Here is an 18131-nt window from a genome sequence, read left to right on the forward strand (position 1 = left end):
CGCCGAGCCAGCAGCTTCGCTGCGAGCCTGATTCACCTATCATTACCTTCTTACTTACCGGCCCGCTTGATATCTGCTGCTGAGACGCCGACGCCGAGCATGACGGGGGCGTCATCACTGGATGCGGCGGGCTTAGTAACCTGGTCGATGCTGGCGACTACGGAGCTACCGGTTGCGGCCTGGACCTCTTCGGTGCGTACCTCGGTGGAGCCTGCACCTGAGCTGACGGCGCGGCGGGAGCGGCGCTTCTTGCGGGGCGCTTCGCTTGCGGCAGCTGAGGGGGCGGACGCTTCGGCGGGGGTTTCGCTGGGTGCTTCGACCTTCTTGCCAGGGGTGGCGACACCAGTGACGGCCGGGTCTGCTACGACCTCGATGGGGGCGACGTACTTGACGTCGGAGCTTGAGGCGCGGCGGGGCTTGCGGGTGCGGCCCTTACCTGATTCGTCCTGGTTTCGGGTGCCGCGGCGGTCGGTGCGGTCTGCACGGCCGGCTCGGTCGTTCCGGCCAGAGCGCTCACCTGAGGTAGCTGATTCTTCGCCGTCACGAGGTTCGTAGTCGCGTCCGGCCTTCTGGGAGGCTCGGGCACGGGCTTCGCCTGCGCGGATGGCGTCGAGTCGGGATGAGTTCTGGGTGAAGCGGGAGTCAACTTCGGGGTCTACGTCCATAGACGCGTCGGAGTTGGCTGAGAAGTCATCTGCTGAAATCTCTTCGCGCTTCTTACCGCCCCGGCGCTTGGACTGGTGACGGCCCTTTGATCGCTCCTCGGAAGGCCCTTCGGCCTCCTTCTCAGCGTTGCCATCAGTGTCAAAGACGGCAGCCAAAGATTCGAGGGTGAAGGAGCCCTGCTCCCCCATGCTCTCTTCGGTTTCGGCGTCCGCCCCGGTGGGCAGCTCAATGACCTCGTCGCCGATGGTGAGCACCTGCTCGCCGCGGACGTCCTGGTTCTGCTGGTTTTCCAGCTCCAGGCCGGCCTCGGCGCGGCGGTTGCGCTTGCGGCGCTTGCGCTTGCGGGCTGACTTTGACTCGGTTTCTTCCTGCTCGTCCTCGTGGTGGGCACTGGCGGCAACGATGTTGGCCAGGGCAGCCTTACGGGCCTCGGTCTTCTGCTCGGTCTCTTCGTCAACCTCGGTGAAGTCGCGACGGTTCTGGGTCTTCTGGTTACGATAGCGCTTGCGGTCATCGCGTTCGGCGCGGTGGATGAAGTCGCTAGCGCCACCGGAGCGGCCTTTCAGGGGCTGGTCGTGCACGAGGATACCGCGGCCGGCGCAGGCTTCACAGGGTTCGGAGAAGACTTCGAGCAGGCCGGTACCCATGCGCTTTCGGGTCATCTGCACCAGCCCCAAGGAGGTTACTTCGGCAACCTGGTGCTTGGTGCGGTCACGGCCCAGGCACTCTACCAAGCGGCGGAGTACCAGGTCGCGGTTAGATTCGAGCACCATGTCGATGAAGTCGATGACCACGATGCCGCCGATGTCGCGCAGGCGCAGCTGGCGCACGATTTCTTCGGCCGCTTCGAGGTTGTTCTTAGTGACGGTTTCTTCGAGGTTACCACCGGAGCCGGTGAACTTGCCGGTGTTCACGTCCACCACGGTCATAGCTTCGGTGCGGTCGATGACCAGGGAGCCGCCGGAGGGCAGGTAGACCTTGCGGTCCAGGGCCTTGGCCAGCTGTTCTTCGATGCGGTAGTGGTCGAAGAGGTCATCATCCTCTTCCCACTTCTTCAGGCGGTCCAGCAGGTCGGGGGCAACGTAGGTGACGTAGGCTTCGATGGAGTCCCAGGCGTCGGTGCCCTGCACCATCATGGAGGTGAAGTCTTCGTTGAAGACATCGCGCACGGTCTTGATGGTCAGGTCGGGTTCCTGGTAGAGCAGTTCGGGGGCCAGCACCTTGCGGGATTCGCTCTTGGCCTTGATTTCTTCCCACTGCACGCGCAGGCGGTTGATGTCGTTGCTCAGCTCTTCTTCGCTGGCACCTTCTGCGGCGGTTCGGACGATGACGCCTGCGTCCTCGGGCAGGCGATCCTTGAGGATCTTCTTCAGGCGCTGACGCTCAACGTCGGGCAGTTTGCGGGAGATGCCGGTCATGGAGCCGCCGGGTACGTAGACCAGGTAGCGGCCGGGCAGGGAGACCTGGCTGGTCAGGCGGGCGCCCTTGTGGCCGACGGGGTCTTTGGTGACCTGCACGAGTACTGAGTCGCCTGCCTTGAGGGCGTTTTCGATCTTGCGGGGGGCACCGTCGAGGCCGGTGACGTCCCAGTTCACTTCGCCGGCGTAGAGCACGGCGTTGCGGCCGCGGCCAATATCGACGAAGGCAGCTTCCATGGAAGGCAGAACGTTCTGGACCTTGCCCAGGTAGACGTTGCCGATTAGGGAGTCCTGCTGGGTCTTGGAGACAAAGTGCTCAGCCAGTACGCCGTCTTCGAGCACGCCAATCTGGATGCGGTCGTCTTTCTGGCGAACCAGCATCTGGCGGTCGACGGACTCGCGGCGGGCCAGGAACTCAGCTTCGGTAATGATCTGGCGGCGGCGGCCAGTGGCGCGGGTTTCGCGGCGGCGAATGCGCTTGGCTTCCAGGCGGGTTGAGCCGCGGACGCCGGTAACCCGGTTGGTGCTGTGGGAGTCAGACAGGCGGGGGGCACGCACCTTAACAATGGTGTCCTCAGGATCGCCCTCGGTACCGCCCTCAAATTCGAAATCAGCGTCCCCGCGGCGGCGGCGACGGCGGCGGTGGGAGGTGATTTCGGGGTCTAAGTCAGCCAGGCGACGCTCACGGCGCTCAGCTTCTTCGGCCTCGCGGCGGGCTTCCTTTTCGGCCCGCAGCTGCTCCATGATTTCGTCCATGTTCGGCGAGTAGAAGAGCAGGTTGTTTGAGCTCACAGCCGCGTTGACCTGGGCTAGCTCTTCTTCTTTGAGCTCGCGCAGGCTCTTCTGAGGAGCGGTAGGCTCTTCAACGGTTTCGGCAGGGGCTTCCTCGGTTTCAGCGTCTGCAAGCTCTGTCTCAGTTTCTGCTGCCTCTTCGGTGGTTTCTCCAGCCTGTGTAATGGCCTTCGCTTCGGGGCCCTTGGCCTGGGCCTTTTCGACCTCGGTGCTTACTTCGGCAACCTGTTCAGTGGCTGCGGTAGCTTCTGCAGCCTGGGTTTCTTCGAGGTTTTCTACAACCTCGGACTGTTCGCTGCTCATCAGCGTTCACTCTCCTTGTGTTCATATGCCCCTGCCGCACCAGTGGTCTTGCCTGTAGTCGACGATCCCTACCCTGAGGGTGGTCCGCCGAAATCCTTGACTACCCGGCTCAACCGTGGGCTCCTTGGCATACTCGGCAGGTCAAGGCTTCTGTGCTCCATGCCGAGGGGAACCGGGCCAGCGGCAACAACCCGAGGCAGCGCTAGGGCTGCACTTGATGGGGCTTGACGGTAAGGACGCCTGCGGGTAGGCAGTGCGTCACCGGCCGTTTCGGGGTGCCTGCTGGGTAGTGCTACCGCGTGCGGGCGGCACACTACCACCCCCATTCTCTCACACCCGGGCTCTTTTCACCCCATCTAGAACCGAACTTACCCCACCCCGAGCCGCCCTGCCCAAAGCAGCCCGCCCCGGGCGTCCTTACCTGGGAACTTAGTAAAGAAAACCTGCCCCACCCCGCAAAACCGGGCGGGCTTGGAGCCTGCCCCGTAGTATGGGGAAAGAAAGTTTTATACAGCCTAAGGATTCACTGTGCCTACCCCCGTGAACACCCCCGATACTGAGAGCGGTATCAGCCAGGCCCAGCTCGATCGCAGGCTCGGCTGGTTCACCCTCATTCCCGGCCTACTGGCCTTCGGATCCACCGCTATGCTGGTCTACGAGCGCCTGCAGATTTACATGGACGCCGCCCACCGGTCGGTCTGCGATATCAATGCCCTGCTCAACTGTGGTACCGTCATGCGTACCTGGCAGGCTGAAGCCTTCGGCTTCCCCAACCCCTTTATCGGTATCGCCGGTTACGCTATCGTGCTGGCTATCGCTACCGCCCTGATTGCCGGGGCGTCCTTCGCCCGCTGGTACTGGATAGCCATGCAGGTTGGCCATACCCTGGCCATGGCCTTTGTGCTCTGGCTCTGGTACAACACCACCTTCGATATCAACGCCCTCTGCCTCTTCTGCATGGTGGTGTGGATTATGCAAACCGCAATCTTCGTGAAGGTTACCACCCGCAATATCCATGCAGGGGTTATCCCAGCTTCTGAGAGCATCCGTCAGGCGGCCCCCAACTGGACCTGGTTCTCCATCATTCTGGTCTACATCTTGATTTTCGGTATTATCTTTATCCGCTTCTTCGATGTGATCGTGGGGATGTTCTAAACCCCTCCCCACAGCATAAGGCCGGGGCCCTCCTACTGAGGGCCCCGGCCTTTTAATCTGAATAAATCAGCGGGGTACTTAGGCGCCGAACCAGAGCGCGATTTCTCGTTCTGCCGACTCGAGTGAGTCTGAGCCGTGTACCAGGTTCTTCTGTACGCTCTCGCCCCAGTCACGGCCAAAGTCGCCGCGGATGGTGCCGGGGGCAGCGGTGGTGGGGTTTGAGGAACCCATGAGAGTACGGGCCCCCTCAAGCACGCCGTTGCCTTCAAGCACGAGAGCGACTACAGGGCCTGAGCCCATGTAAGAGACCAGGGGCTCGTAGAAGGGCTTACCCTCGTGTTCCGCATAGTGCTGCTCGAGCAGCTCACGGGAGGGAACCAGCATCTTCAACTCAGCGATGCGGTAGCCCTTACGCTCAAAACGGGCCAGTACCTGGCCAGTGAGGTTACGCTCCACACCGTCGGGCTTGACCAGAATCAGGGTACGCTCGGTCATGACAATCTCCTTTGATAGGTCAGGGTGAGTTTTCACCCTAACCCTATCAGAGACCCCGCTAGGCGGGGTTAGCTTTCTCCCATTCCTCCTGCTCTTTGGCGCGGACGGCGTTCTCGGCATCCAGGCGGGCACCGCGGGTGACCCCGTACCAGTAGGCCACAGCAAAAGCCGCTCCCACAAAGAACATGGAGGGCAGGGCAAAGCCCACCAGAATCAGAGCAACCTGCAGACCGTAGCCCAGGTGGTAGCCCCAGGGCTTCTTCAGGAAGGCCGGGGTGGCCAGCAGGGCTGCCACCAGAGCCAGACCCAGCGCCCAAATGACCACCTTGACCCAGGTGGGGTCGTTGAAGTGGTGGCCAAAGATGGCCAGGGTGGCAAAGAAGGCAACTAGGGCTTCGAGCGAGAGCACCATCGAGGTGAACATGACCTTGATAGAGCGCTGCTTTTTCGGCTGGCCCGGGCGCCATTCGCGCTGGGCGCGTGTCATTCTCGCCATCATCTCTCCTTTACAGTCCGAGCAGGGTGCTAGCTTCGCCCACCACGGTAATAGAGCCGGTGACCAGTACCGCGGAGTTCAGGTTGGGCACATCGGCTGCTGCCGTCACCGCTGCGGACAGAGCATCGGGAATGTTCTCGTAGGTCTCGATGGCGTCTTCGTCAAAACCAGCGTCGAGGGCCAGCTCAGCAAGCTCTTCCGGGGCAATGGCGCGCGGGGAGTCTGACTTGGTCAGGTGTAGCACGGTGCGCCAATCTGCCCGGTCAACGTACTCGTCAAAGAGCAGGTTCAGCATGGTCGCAGCGTCCTTTTCACCCAGGATACCCACCACCAGGTGCAGTTCTTCAAAGCTGAAGGACTCCTTGAAGGCCGCTGCCGAAGCAGCGACCCCGTGGGGGTTGTGGGCGGCATCGAGTACCACGGGCGGCTCGGTGCGGGCTACCTCTAGGCGGCCCGGCGAGCGTACCTCACCAAAGGCCAGCTTGATGAGGTCGAGGCTCAGTTCCTTCTCTCCCCCGCCCAAGAAGGCCTCAACCGCTGCCAGGGCCACGGCGGCGTTCTGGGCCTGGTGGGCACCAAAGAGGGGAAGGGCTATGTCTTCGTAGCGGCCAGCTAGTCCCTGGATGGTGAGTAACTGACCGCCCACACCGGCGGTGCGGTCGACAGCGCCGAACTCTACGCCTTCAAAGCGGTAGTCGGCCTTGTGGGCGCGGGCGGCTTCGAGCAAGACCTGGGCGGCGGACGGGTCCTGGGCGGCAGAGATGAGGAAGCCACCGTCCTTAATAATCCCTGCCTTCTCACCGGCAATCTCGGCGAGAGTCTCCCCCAGCATGTCGGTATGGTCTAGGCCGATGGGGGTAACCACCGATACGGTAGCGTCGGCGACGTTGGTGGCGTCCCAGGAGCCCCCAATGCCCACCTCAAGTACCATCACGTCCACCGGCTCGTCAGCGAAAATCGCAAAAGCCAGGATGGTAAGGGCTTCAAAGTAGGTGATGCGGGGGGCACCGGCTGCCTCAAGTTCAGCGTCCACAATCTGCAGATAGGGCTGAATCTCGCCCCAGATACGCACAAAGGTGGAATCTGCCACGGGCGCCCCATCAATCGAGATCCGCTCGGTGACCTTGGAAATATGGGGGCTGGTGTAGCGGCCCACACGAATGTCGTGCGCCATGAGCAGGCGCTCAATCATGCGGGCGGTTGAAGTTTTGCCGTTGGTACCGGTGATGTGGATAACCGGGGCTGCCTTGTTGGGTTCACCCAGAATTTCCACGGCGCGGGTCATGGCGTCGAGGCGGGGGGCCATCTTGTGCTCGGGGGCACGAGCCAGCAGGTCGGCGTAGACCGAGGCTACGCCGAGGGCGTCGTCAGCGCGAGCGCCCTCGGCAGCAATCTCGGCAAACACGGGGTCAAGCTCCATGTTGTCCTTGGTCATTTATGCCTTCTTCACGGTCGCTGAGAATTCAGCGCCCTCGAGGTAGGTTACTGAAACAGCCAGGGTCTCACCGGCCACTAGTTCCTCGTGCTTCTTGATAGCCTCAAGATCGGCAGCGGGGGCGGTGATGGTCAGCTCGATACGGTCTGAGACGTTGAGGCCGGCGTCCTTGCGCTCGGACTGGATGGCGCGGACGGCGTCGCGGGCAGTACCCTCGGCGCGCAGCTCGTCGGTCAGGGTGGTGTCGAGCACCATGAAGCCGCCGCCGGGCAGAACCGAGACGGCGCGCTCTGCGGCGCCGTCGGTTTCTGCGACCACGGTTTCAAGCTCGTACTCACCCGGCTCCAGAGCCATGTTGTCGGCACCAACCACAACGGTGCCGTCCTCGGTGACCTTCCAGTCCCCGCTCTTAGAAGCCTTGATGGCAACCTGCACCTGCTTGCCCAGACGGGGGCCTGCAGCACGGGCATTGACCTTGAGCTGCTGGGAGATACCGAAGTCAGCGGGAGCCACCTCGGCAGCGTCCAGAAGCTCAACCGCCTTGATGTTGAGCTCATCAGCGATGATTGACTCGAAGGTACCGGCCAGGTCCTTGCCATCGGCAACCGCCACGGTCAGGGCAGCCAGGGGCTGGCGCACGCGCAACTTGTGGGCCTTGCGCAGGGCAGAACCGGCAGAAGCGACAGCGCGGGTGGTCTCCATCAGGGCCAGCAGCTCTGACTCGTCCTTGAAATCCGCAGGTGAGGGCAGGTCGGTCAGGTGAACCGAACGCTCCCCGGTCAGACCGCGGTAGATTTCTTCGGTGGTCAGGGGCAGCAGGGGGGCCGCCATCTTCACAAAAGTCACCAGGGCGGTGTAGAGCACATCGAAGGCCGCGGTGTCTTCGTTGAAGAAGCGCTCGCGGGAGCGGCGCACATACCAGTTGGTCAGGGCGTCGGTGTAGGTGCGCAGGGCCTCGCAGGCGGCAGATACATCGTAGGCGTCCATGGCCTCGGTGACCTCGGCAACCAGCTGGCGGGTCTTACCCAGGATGAAGCGGTCCATCACGTGCTCGGCCTCGGTGACCAGCTTGGCCTCGTAGCCTGCACCGCCGTTGGCGGCGTTGGTGTAGAGGGCGAAGAAGTGGTAGACGTTCCATAGGGGCAGCATCACCTGGCGGACGCCCTCGCGGATGCCCTGCTCGGTCACAATCAGGTTGCCGCCGCGCAGAATCGGGGACGACATCAGGAACCAGCGCATGGCGTCTGAACCGTCGCGGTCCAGAACCTCGGAGACGTCCGGGTAGTTACGCAGGGACTTAGACATCTTCTGGCCGTCCGAGCCCAGCACAATGCCGTGGGCAATGACATTCTCAAAGGCGGTGCGGTCAAAGAGGGCGGTGGCCAGAATGTGCATGGTGTAGAACCAGCCACGGGTCTGACCGATGTACTCAACGATGAAATCTGCCGGGTAGTGGGCCTCGAACCACTCTTTGTTTTCGAAGGGGTAGTGGAACTGGGCGAAGGGCATAGAACCGGAGTCGAACCAGACGTCCAGTACGTCCTCCACGCGGCGCATGGTGGACTTGCCGGTAGGGTCATCCGGGTTGGGGCGGGTCAGCTCGTCGATGTAGGGGCGGTGCAGGTCGACTTCGCCGTCCTTATTCAGGGGCAGGCGGCCGAAGTCGGCTTCCAGCTCAGCCAGGGAGCCGTAGACGTCGGTGCGGGGGTAGTTGGGGTCGTCCGATACCCAGACCGGGATGGGTGAGCCCCAGAAGCGGTTGCGGGAGATGGACCAGTCGCGGGCGTTCTCAACCCACTTACCGAACTGACCGTGCTTGACGTTCTCGGGGATCCAGTTGATGTCCTCATTCAGCTCGCTCATGCGGCCCTTGAAGTCGGTCACGCGCACGTACCAGGAGGTGATGGCACGGTAAACCAGGGGGGTGCGGCAGCGCCAGCAGTGGGGGTAGGAGTGAACGTAGGACTTTTCGCGAATCAGCACGCCGTCAGCCTTGAGGGTGTTGATGATAGTGCGGTTAGCCTCGAAAATCTGGACGCCGGCAATCTCAGCCAGGGGGGCGCCCTCGGCCAGGGAAGAGTCGGCGAAGAGGTCCAGGAACTTGGCGCCCTCGTCGATGGACAGAATCACGGGGATACCGTAACCCTCACAGACCTTCTGGTCATCCTCACCGTAGGCGGGTGCCTGGTGGACCAGACCGGTACCGTCGGTGGTGGTCACGTAGTCGGCGACCAGAATCTGCCAGGCCTTCTCGGTGCCGAACTTTTCTGCGTCGGTGAAGTAGTCCCACAGGGGTGCGTAGCGCACGCCTTCGAGCTGGGTGCCGGTGTAGGTGGCAAGGACGGCCTCGCGGGCGGCGTCCGCGGGATTCTCAGCCTCCCCGTAGCCCAGGTCCTTGGCGTATTCGCCCAGCAGGTCGGCAGCCAGCAGGAAGCGGCGTCCTTCCAGCTCACCGGCGCCGGGTACGACGGCGTAGCTAATCTCGGGGCCAGCGGCCAGAGCCTGGTTGGTGGGCAGGGTCCAGGGGGTGGTGGTCCAGGCCAGGGCTTCAACACCGGCCAGTTCGGCGGCGACCTCGGGGTGCTTGGCCAGGGTGGCGTCGTCGGTGATGCGGAAAGCCACGGTGACGGAGGGGTCCTGACGTTCCTTGTAGACGTCATCGTCCATGCGCAGCTCGTGGTTGGAGAGCGGGGTTTCGTCCTTCCAGCAGTAGGGCAGCACACGGAAGCCCTCGTAGGTCAGGCCCTTATCGTGCAGCTGCTTGAAAGCCCAGATAACAGACTCCATGTACTCCACATTCAGAGTCTTGTAGTCATTTTCAAAGTCCACCCAGCGGGCCTGGCGGGTAACGTACTCTTCCCACTCCTTGGTGTACTTGAGTACCGAGGCCCGGGCAGCGTCGTTGAAGTTGTCGATGCCCATCTCGATGATCTGCTGCTTATCGGTCATCCCCAGCTGCTTCATGGCTTCGAGCTCTGCGGGCAGGCCGTGGGTGTCCCAGCCGAAGCGGCGCTCGACCTTGTGGCCGCGCTGGGTCTGGTAGCGGGCGACCAGGTCCTTGACGTAGCCGGTCAGCAGGTGGCCGTAGTGGGGCAGGCCGTTAGCAAAGGGAGGGCCATCGTTGAAGACGAACTCGTTGGCGCCATTCTCGCCGGCGTCGCGGTTATCAATGGATGCCTGGAAAGTTCCGTCATTCTTCCAGTAATCAAGCACTGCTTCTTCGAGTGCGGGGAAAGAGGGGGAAGCGGCCACAAAGCTGGCTCCGCTTGCGCTTGCCTTAGGATAAACAGGCTTGTTGGTCATGGTTGCGCCCTTAGGTTCTTGTCTGCCTAGTACTTGGGGTGCAAGGACGCCTGCCCTCCCCCGTCCGCTCGACGGGGCCAGGAACCTGCGCGGTACCACCTTGCTTACGTCAACCGGCCCGACCCCACCCCGAGCCGCACCGAAAAAGTGCGGGCGGGTATGGGTCTGCGCTGGGGCAACCTACCGTCTCGTGAGATGAGGTAGATTGCGCCCAGCGCAGGGTCGAACCGGTTATCAGTCGCTTCATGACAGCTGTTTCGGGCTTACCCGTCCGGGTCTACTGGGGCTATATCTATTCCGCGCACTCCCCTCGTCGCAACGAATTTACGGGGGTGTGCAGGTATAACCTGTTCTTCCGGATTGCTCGCCGGTGATGGCCGGGTCATTGCAACTGTTACCTATTTTAGGGGTAGCGGCGGTGGCTGTCTAACGGGTTTTCGCGTTTTCTAGCGTGCACCTACCGCTGGTTTTGGTGAATTACAGAGATGTGAGTACAAGATATGGTGCAGGTGCGGACGCCCCACCCCAAGATAGCGGGTCACCTCGCCGCATCAGGGTGAGCAGGGGAACCTAAATTACAATTCTTGCCCCGCTCTCACCTTTGGGGCGCACATACCTGCGGGCGGCGTCCGCGCACTCCCCTATTTCGCGACCGTCCACCAGACTCTCAAAGTGCTTACTCCCCTGGTGGACGCTCCGAGAGTCTGGTGGCCCCTTAGAGCCGGCGGGCACGACTGAAAGCTCGCTCTACCTTACTTTTAAGGTCGTGCGGACGCCGGGTGAGCTCGTCCCACGTTACTCGAACCACATCCCACCCCTGCCCGCGTAATAGAGCCTCACGTTCGTTCTGCAACCCGAAGACGTCCTCACGTTCACCAAACTCGGTGTACTTCACCTGCCCATCAAACTCCATGATGATACCCAGCTCAGGCCACGCGAAATCCACCCTGAACTGCTGCCCATATACCCCAATCACGTGCTGCTCAACAGGCCGAGGCAAACCACACCTCATCAAGAAAAGCCGCAGCAAACTTTCCCCCGGCGACTCGCTGAGAGGGCTTACAATATCTGCAATTATGCGAGCCTGCACAGAACCATGACCAGACAGCCCCCGTAAGGCCTGTGTCAGTTTTTGGTGCTCAATCTTCCGCAAAGAACTATCCGCAAGCACAAGCGACTCTTCAAATTTCATCACCCTCATACAGTGAAGAACCGTATCGAGCGGTGCGGTTACATCCACACCTAAACTTTTCTCGATTTCATACCGGCTGTTTCTATGCCGCACAACCCGTGGTGAAGGGGTACCGTGTGCCTGCCCCACTGTATGGATAGCAGTAGGTATATGAAGTAGCCACATACCGTGTACCACTGCCGCTGAATGGTGGGATAGCACCGAGGTTTTGAGGCTGCTTCTGCCATACCCGATGACACGGGACAGGTACTGCTGACTAGGGTAAAGCTGAGAGTGGAAACCGCTTTCCATATAGCTTCCATACCCAAGCCGCTGGTACTCGCCGCGAGCAACTGCGCGGGCAAGGGCATCCTTGTTCATACCTCGTGCGAATAGATCCTGTGTGGTCTGCACAGCCAAAGCAATTTCTTCTGGAGATTTCATGGTCAGATTGTGCGCTGATCCGGGCACATTTCGCTAGATAGGCACCTCCTGTGGATAGCACTTTACGCACCAGTGCACGGTGCGCGCGTTTAAAACGGTGCAGCCGTGAAGCAGTATGACGCAGCTGAGCTAAATGTCCACAAGAATCTTGCACCGCCCATTTGAGACTTAAGCACTACGAGAGTCTTGTGGGCGCTCAAGATGAACACGCCCCTGATACACCGCTAGACTTGGGTTCAAGCACTACCCAGGAGAACCCCATGCCCCTCATTAATGTCTCGTACGCTTCTATCCAGTCTGAGCATAAAAAAGCCGAGCTGATTGCCGAACTCACCCGCACCTATGCCCGGGTGATGGGCGCCAAGGAAAGCTCGGTGTGGGTGGTACTCAACGAGGTGCCGCGCACTGACTGGGGCGTGGGTGGGCAGACCCTGGCAGGGGTTGATGCTGCGGCAGCTAAGGGCCAGGACGCCCCTGTTGAGGTTCGCCAGGCACAGCAGGAAGACCTACCCACCCTGGCAGCCATTGAGGCAGAGTGCTTCCCGCAGGCAGAGGCAGCAAGTGAGAGCGATTTACGCGCCAGGTTTGAGGTCTTTGGGGAGCACTTCTGGGTACTTGAGGCTGACGGTCAAATTGTTTCTTTTATCGACGGGATGGTGACGGACTCCCCCTTTATCTCTGATGATCTCTACGAGAACCCCCAGGCCCACACCAGGCACGGTGCCTACCAGAGTGTGTTTGGTGTTAATACCCTCCCTGCCTACCGGGGCCGGGGGTATGCGCGTACCCTGATGGAGAAGCTCATAGAACAGGCCAAGGAGCAGGGGCGAAGCGGGGTAATCCTTACCTGCAAGAAGGAGCTGATTGGCTTCTACCAGAACCTGGGCTTTGAACTGGATGGGGTCTCAGAATCAACCCACGGCGGGGCGATTTGGCACGATATGACCCTGGATCTGTCTTAACTAACCACTGTATGTAACCTAAAGCTTCATCAATTGAAACCCACCTACCGTGGGGGCCGCGGGCCGTGCCACAATGGTGTTTATGCGTATTTTGTCTATTCAGTCCGCTGTTGCCTACGGTCACGTAGGTAATTCAGCCGCCGTCTTCCCCCTGCAGCGCCTTGGCCACGAGGTCATGCCCGTCAATACCGTTCTCTTCTCAAACCACACCGGCTACGGTGCCTGGCGCGGCCCGCTGATTTCGGGCGACGATGTCCGCGACATCGTCACCGGCATTGAAGAGCGCGGGGGGCTAACCGACACAGCCCTGGTGATTTCTGGCTACCAGGGCGGCTCTTCCATCGGCGACGCCATCCTCGATGCCGTTGCCAAGACCCGGGCAGCTAGCCCGGGCGTCCTTTACTCCTGCGATCCGGTGCTGGGCAATGCCACCAGTGGCTGCTTTGTATCCCCCGAGGTGCAGGAGCTGATTCGTGACCGCGTGATTCAGCATGCCGATATCATCACCCCCAACCAGTTTGAGCTGGGTTTTGTGACCGGCACCGACCCTAAGACCCTGGACGAGGTGCTTGAGTCTGTGGCTGCAGCCCAGAAGATTGGCCCCCAGACCGTGCTGGTGACCAGCGTAAACACCCCTGAAACTCCCGAGGATTCAATCCAGATGCTGGCTGTTTCGGGCGATGAGGCCTGGCTAATTACTACCCCACGTCTGCCCATGAAGGCTAATGGCTCAGGCGACGTTACCCAGGCCCTGTTTGCCTCCCACTTCGCGTCGGGTAAGAGCCTGAAGGAGGCCCTGGAACTCACCACTGCCAGCGTCTATGAACTGCTGAAGAATACCCTGGCCTCAGGCCAGCGTGAACTGCAGCTAATCGAGTCCCAGCAGGCCTATGTTGAACCTGCTGAGACCTTCGAGGCGGTAGCGGTTAAGCGCTAAGAGCAGGGGCAGGTCCGCCTTAGTTCTCGAAGGTGAAGCCGCAGTTTAACTCAGTAGAGTGGCAGCTGGTATAGGCTAGGGAATTTTGGCCACCCAGAGGCCCCAGGATGGCAACTTGCCGTACCTGGCCTTCCTCATCTCGGCCCAGAACAAGGTTGGCCTGCCCGTCTGCTCCAAGACGCAGGCCGGCGGCGGGTTTACCGGCATCATCGAAGAAGGGCTGAATCTCGAACCGCGGTTTCTCTACCGGCGCGGAGGGTAGAGTACCCTCCTGGCTGTAGCCGGTCTCGGTGGGGGCCAGGACGACCACGGACCTATCCGTTGCCAGGTAGATGTTGCCGAAGCGGTCGATATTGGAGCCCCTTTCAAGATTCCAGGTCATATTGCCCATTTCGGTGTGCCTAGTGATAAAGGCGTAGGTATTGCCCAGGCCCTCGTAGAAGTTGATGGGCTGACCGTCTAGGTAAACGGCGTAGGCCAGTTGCATCTGGGAGGGGGCTGACCCCGGGTTCATATCCCAGCCATAGGTGCGAATCTCCACCGGCCCGAGGGTGGGGTGGGTGACTTCAATGGTTTCGTAGTGGGTGCAACGGTCTAGGCAGTCGTCCTCAACATACTGAGGTGCGGCTGTTACTGACGAGCTTGAAGGCCTAGGGGGGCTTGCCGGTGCAGTCGCAGAGGTAGAAACGGTAGAGCTCTGAGCCGATGTCTGCGTTGGGGTTTCTCCCACCGGGGCTTCACCGCTACCGGCGCAGGCGGCCAGGAAGGGCACGAGGGCCAGCATTCCAAGGGCAGGACGCCAGCAGGCGGGGCGGTCGGTGAGGGTGGGGCGGGTGCGGGGGTTGCGCTTCACGGTCATCATCTCCTTTGATTAATGGTCGGTTACCGCAGTTGGCTCCCTCTTCCCATACTAAGCAAACTGGCTAGTTGCTTTCAAGAAGATGGCGCGGGTTCACCCCGCCCCCTACCCCCGTTCCGGCTAGGAGGCTGCAAGGCGGCGAATCACCTTATACTGGGCCGCCTGGGCTACCGGGCGCATGGTGATGTGGTCCAGGTTGATGTGCTGCGGGACATTGACAGCAAAGGTGACGGTCTGGGCGACGTCCTCAGCCAGCAGGGGCTTCTCAACGCCAGCGTAGACCTTAGCGGCAGCTTCGTCCGACCCCAGGCGGTTACGGGAGAACTCTTCGGTGTGCACCATGCCGGGGCGCACCTCAATCACGCGCACGTTGTGTTCGGCCTCTTCCAGGCGCAGGGTTTCGGTCAGGGCTCGTTCACCAAACTTGGCGGCATTGTATCCCGCTCCCCCTTCGTAGCCGGCCTCGGCTGCGGTTGAGGTCAGGTTGAGCACGGTACCCTGACCGTTCTCGCGCAGGGCTGGCAGGAAGGCCTTGATCATATTGAGGGTGCCAATCACGTTGAGTTCAAACATGGCCGACCAGCCAGCAGGGTCAGCGTTAGCTACAGAATCAGCCCCGATAGCACCACCGGAGATATTAACCAGGGCATCGAGGCGGCCGCCGGTTTCCCCCAGAATCTCCTGGGCGCGGGCAGCTACCGCGTTGGCGTCCGTAATATCGAGGACGACCGGGCGCACCTGGGTGCGCGAGGCAAGTTCTTCGAGGCGGTCGGCGCGGCGGGCTACAGCGTAGACCGTCCAGCCGGTAGCGGCCATTAGCTCGGCGGTGGCACGGCCAATACCAGAGGAGGCACCGGTCACCACAGCGACCTTACCGGCCTGGGCATCGGGAGCAAAGGGATTAGCGGGAAGTGATGTAGTAGTCATAGCACTAGCCTAACCTGCAACATAGTTTTATTCGTGAGAGAATAGGCCACATGGCTGAAATCAACCAGGGCACAGACACGCCCGCAGAAAACACCGTAGAAATTACCGTCCCCGCGAAGCCCGGCCTTGAAGGCCTCGAAAAGAAGTTCACCGAGAACTGGGCCACCAACAAGACCTACGCCTTCGACCCCAACACCACCCGCGAGCAGGTCTACTCCATCGACACCCCGCCGCCCACCGCGTCCGGCTCCCTGCACGTCGGTCACATGTTCTCCTACACCCAGACCGATGTCATCGCCCGCTACCAGCGCATGAAGGGCAAGAACGTCTTCTACCCCCTGGGCTGGGACGACAACGGACTGCCTACCGAACGCCGCGTGCAGAACTACTACGGCGTACTCTGCGACCCGGCTATCCCCTACGACCCCGATTTCAAGGCTCCCGAAAAGCCCGCCAAGAACCAGCGCGACTGGCCCCGTATCTCCCGCCAGAACTTCATCGAGCTGTGCGAGATCCTGGCGGTAGAAGACGAAAAGGTCTTCGAAGAGCTCTTCACCACCCTGGGTCTGTCCGTCGACTGGTCCCACACCTACCGCACCATCGACGCCCACTCCCGCAAGGTCTCCCAGCTGGCCTTCCTGAACGACCTTAAGAGCGGAGACGCCTACATGGCAGAGGCCCCCACCATGTGGGACGTCACCTTCCGCACCGCTGTAGCCCAGGCAGAACTTGAAGACAAGGAACGCCCCGGCGCCTACCACCGCATCTCCTTCCACCGCGAGAACGGCGAGAAAGTCTGGATCGAGACCACCCGTCCCGAACTCCTGCCCTCCTGCGTCGCCCTGGTCGCCCACCCCAACGACGAGCGATACAAGCCCCTCTTCGGCACCAAGGTCACCTCTCCCCTGTTCGGTGTAGAGGTCGAAATCAAGGCCCACCCCCTGGCCCAGCCCGATAAGGGTGCCGGCATCGCCATGATCTGTACCTTCGGCGACACCACCGACGTCACCTGGTGGCGTGAACTGCAGCTGCCCACCCGCGCCCTCATTGGCCGCGACGGCCGCTTCGCCACCGACACCCCCGAGTGGATTACCTCCGCCGAGGGCCGCGAACGCTACGAGCGCATGGCAGGTGCAACCGTCTTCACAGCCCAGAAGACCGTCGTTGAAATGCTGGTCGAAGCCGGTGAAATGGACGGCGCCCCCAAGCCCATCACCCACCCGGTCAAGTTCTACGAAAAGGGCGACAAGCCCCTTGAAATCGTGGCCTCCCGCCAGTGGTATATCCGCAACGGTGGCCGTGACGCCGGCCGCCGCGACGCTCTGGTTGAGCGCGGCCGCGAAATCACCTGGCACCCGGCCTTCATGCGCTCCCGCTACGAAAACTGGGTTGAGGGTCTCAACGGTGACTGGCTGATTTCCCGCCAGCGCTTCTTCGGCGTGCCCTTCCCCATCTGGTACAAGCTCGACGCTGACGGCGAACCCAACTACGACGAGCCGATTATCCCCAGTGAAGATATGCTCCCTGTCGACCCCGCTTCGGACGCCGCCCCCGGCTACACCGAAGACCAGCGCGGCGTGCCCGGCGGCTTCATCGCCGACCCCGACGTCCTCGACACCTGGGCCACCTCCTCCCTGACCCCGCAGATTGCCACCGGCTGGGCCGTGGACGAGAACCTGCACAAGGTCACCTTCCCCATGGACCTGCGCCCCCAGGGCCACGACATCATCCGAACCTGGCTCTTCTCCACCGTGGTACGCTCCAACTCCCTGGAGAACTCCGTGCCTTGGACCGACACCGCCCTTTCCGGCTGGATCCTGGACCCGGACCGCAAGAAGATGTCCAAGTCCAAGGGCAACGTGGTGGTCCCCAACGAGGTCCTTGAAAAGTACGGTTCGGACGCCGTGCGCTACTGGGCAGCCAGCGCCAAGCTGGGTGCCGATACCGCCTATGACGAAGCCCAGATGAAGATTGGCCGCCGCCTGGCCATCAAGCTGCTGAACGCCTCCAAGTTCGTGCTCGGCCTGGGCGCCACCGCTAACTCGGTCATCACCGACCAGGCTGCAGCAAGCGTCCTGACCAACGAGCTTGACCGTTCCCTGCTAACCCGCCTAGCCGCCCTGGTTGAAGAAGCCACCGCCGCCTTTGAGAACTACGAGTATGCCCGTGCTCTGCAGATCTCAGAGACCTTCTTCTGGCACTTCACCGACGACTTCGTCGAACTCATCAAGGACCGCGCCTACGGCAACGTCGGTGAAGCCGAGCAGGCCTCCGTCCTGGCAGCCCTGGCCACCACCCTCGACGCCATGCTGCGCCTCTTTGCCCCCTTCCTGCCCTTCGTCACCGACGAAATCTGGTCCTGGTGGCGAGTAGGCTCCGTGCACCGCGCCCCCTGGCCTACCACCGACGGCTTTGCCGCCGCCGTTGCGGACGCCGACCCCGCCGTCCTGCCCACCGTAGCAGCTGCCCTGGGCGGCCTGCGCAAGGCCAAGTCAGAGGCCCAGGTCAAGCAGCGCACCGAGGTCGAAACCGCAACCATCACCGGTTCAGCTGAAGACATCACCCGCATTCGTGGCGGTCTCAGCGACCTCAAGGCAGCAGGTAACGCCCGTGACCTCACCCTCACCGAAGCAGAGGGCGAGCTGGCCGTCACTGACGTTGTGCTGATTACTGAGGAAGAAAACTAATGTTACTGGGCCTACATACCCCCCTAGGCTGCTAACCTTTACATAAGGCCCGGTTCCAGTTTGTCTGGAACCGGGCCTTTT

The 18131-nt window shown here is 61.5% G+C and carries 12 protein-coding genes; 4 read left to right on the forward strand and 8 right to left on the reverse strand.

What is annotated here, in order from left to right:
* Positions 1 to 50: 50 nt before the first annotated feature.
* A complete protein-coding gene (locus VSX42_RS04330; protein WP_326503127.1) occupies positions 51 to 3179 on the reverse strand; it encodes an Rne/Rng family ribonuclease in 3129 nt (1042 codons plus the stop codon).
* Positions 3180 to 3707: 528 nt separating this feature from the next.
* Between VSX42_RS04330 and VSX42_RS04335 the strand changes: the two genes are divergently transcribed.
* Positions 3708 to 4334: a vitamin K epoxide reductase family protein gene (locus VSX42_RS04335; RefSeq protein ID WP_326503128.1), complete on the forward strand. Its 627-nt coding sequence runs from the start codon at positions 3708 to 3710 to the stop codon at positions 4332 to 4334.
* Positions 4335 to 4412: 78 nt separating this feature from the next.
* On the opposite strand, the gene ndk is transcribed toward VSX42_RS04335, so the two are convergent.
* The 5 genes from ndk to VSX42_RS04360 all read right to left on the reverse strand — a co-directional run bounded on the left by ndk (position 4413) and on the right by VSX42_RS04360 (position 11009).
* Entirely contained in the window at positions 4413 to 4829 is a 417-nt protein-coding gene (ndk, locus tag VSX42_RS04340; protein ID WP_326503129.1) for a nucleoside-diphosphate kinase, read from the reverse strand.
* Positions 4830 to 4887: 58 nt separating this feature from the next.
* On the reverse strand, positions 4888 to 5325 hold the full coding sequence (locus VSX42_RS04345) for a DUF4233 domain-containing protein (RefSeq protein ID WP_326503253.1): 438 nt from the start codon (positions 5323 to 5325) through the stop codon (positions 4888 to 4890).
* Between the two features lie 10 nt (positions 5326 to 5335).
* Positions 5336 to 6760, reverse strand: coding sequence for a bifunctional folylpolyglutamate synthase/dihydrofolate synthase (locus VSX42_RS04350; RefSeq protein ID WP_326503130.1), 1425 nt, complete (start codon positions 6758 to 6760; stop codon positions 5336 to 5338).
* A complete protein-coding gene (ileS, locus tag VSX42_RS04355) occupies positions 6761 to 10063 on the reverse strand; it encodes an isoleucine--tRNA ligase (RefSeq protein WP_326503131.1) in 3303 nt (1100 codons plus the stop codon).
* A 715-nt stretch (positions 10064 to 10778) separates the two neighbouring features.
* Positions 10779 to 11009, reverse strand: a complete 231-nt coding sequence (locus VSX42_RS04360) for a hypothetical protein (RefSeq protein WP_326503132.1) — start codon at positions 11007 to 11009, stop codon at positions 10779 to 10781.
* 929 nt (positions 11010 to 11938) lie between these two features.
* On the opposite strand from VSX42_RS04360, the gene VSX42_RS04365 reads away from it, so the two are divergent.
* Positions 11939 to 12640, forward strand: a complete 702-nt coding sequence (locus VSX42_RS04365) for a GNAT family N-acetyltransferase (protein WP_326503133.1) — start codon at positions 11939 to 11941, stop codon at positions 12638 to 12640.
* Between the two features lie 82 nt (positions 12641 to 12722).
* Positions 12723 to 13577 carry a pyridoxal kinase PdxY gene (gene pdxY / locus VSX42_RS04370; RefSeq protein WP_326503134.1) on the forward strand — a complete coding sequence of 285 codons (855 nt, stop codon included), beginning with the start codon at positions 12723 to 12725 and terminating at the stop codon, positions 13575 to 13577.
* 19 nt (positions 13578 to 13596) lie between these two features.
* Here pdxY and VSX42_RS04375 read toward each other — a convergent pair whose 3' ends face one another.
* Both VSX42_RS04375 and VSX42_RS04380 read right to left on the reverse strand, forming a co-directional pair.
* Entirely contained in the window at positions 13597 to 14430 is an 834-nt protein-coding gene (locus tag VSX42_RS04375; RefSeq protein ID WP_326503135.1) for a hypothetical protein, read from the reverse strand.
* Between the two features lie 126 nt (positions 14431 to 14556).
* Entirely contained in the window at positions 14557 to 15363 is an 807-nt protein-coding gene (locus VSX42_RS04380; RefSeq protein ID WP_326503136.1) for an SDR family oxidoreductase, read from the reverse strand.
* 50 nt (positions 15364 to 15413) lie between these two features.
* On the opposite strand from VSX42_RS04380, the gene valS reads away from it, so the two are divergent.
* On the forward strand, positions 15414 to 18050 hold the full coding sequence (gene valS / locus VSX42_RS04385; protein WP_326503137.1) for a valine--tRNA ligase: 2637 nt from the start codon (positions 15414 to 15416) through the stop codon (positions 18048 to 18050).
* The last annotated feature ends 81 nt before the right edge of the window (positions 18051 to 18131 follow it).

It is taken from the genome of Rothia nasimurium (genome assembly GCF_035916755.1).
In the GTDB taxonomy this organism is placed as follows: Bacteria; Actinomycetota; Actinomycetes; order Actinomycetales; family Micrococcaceae; genus Rothia.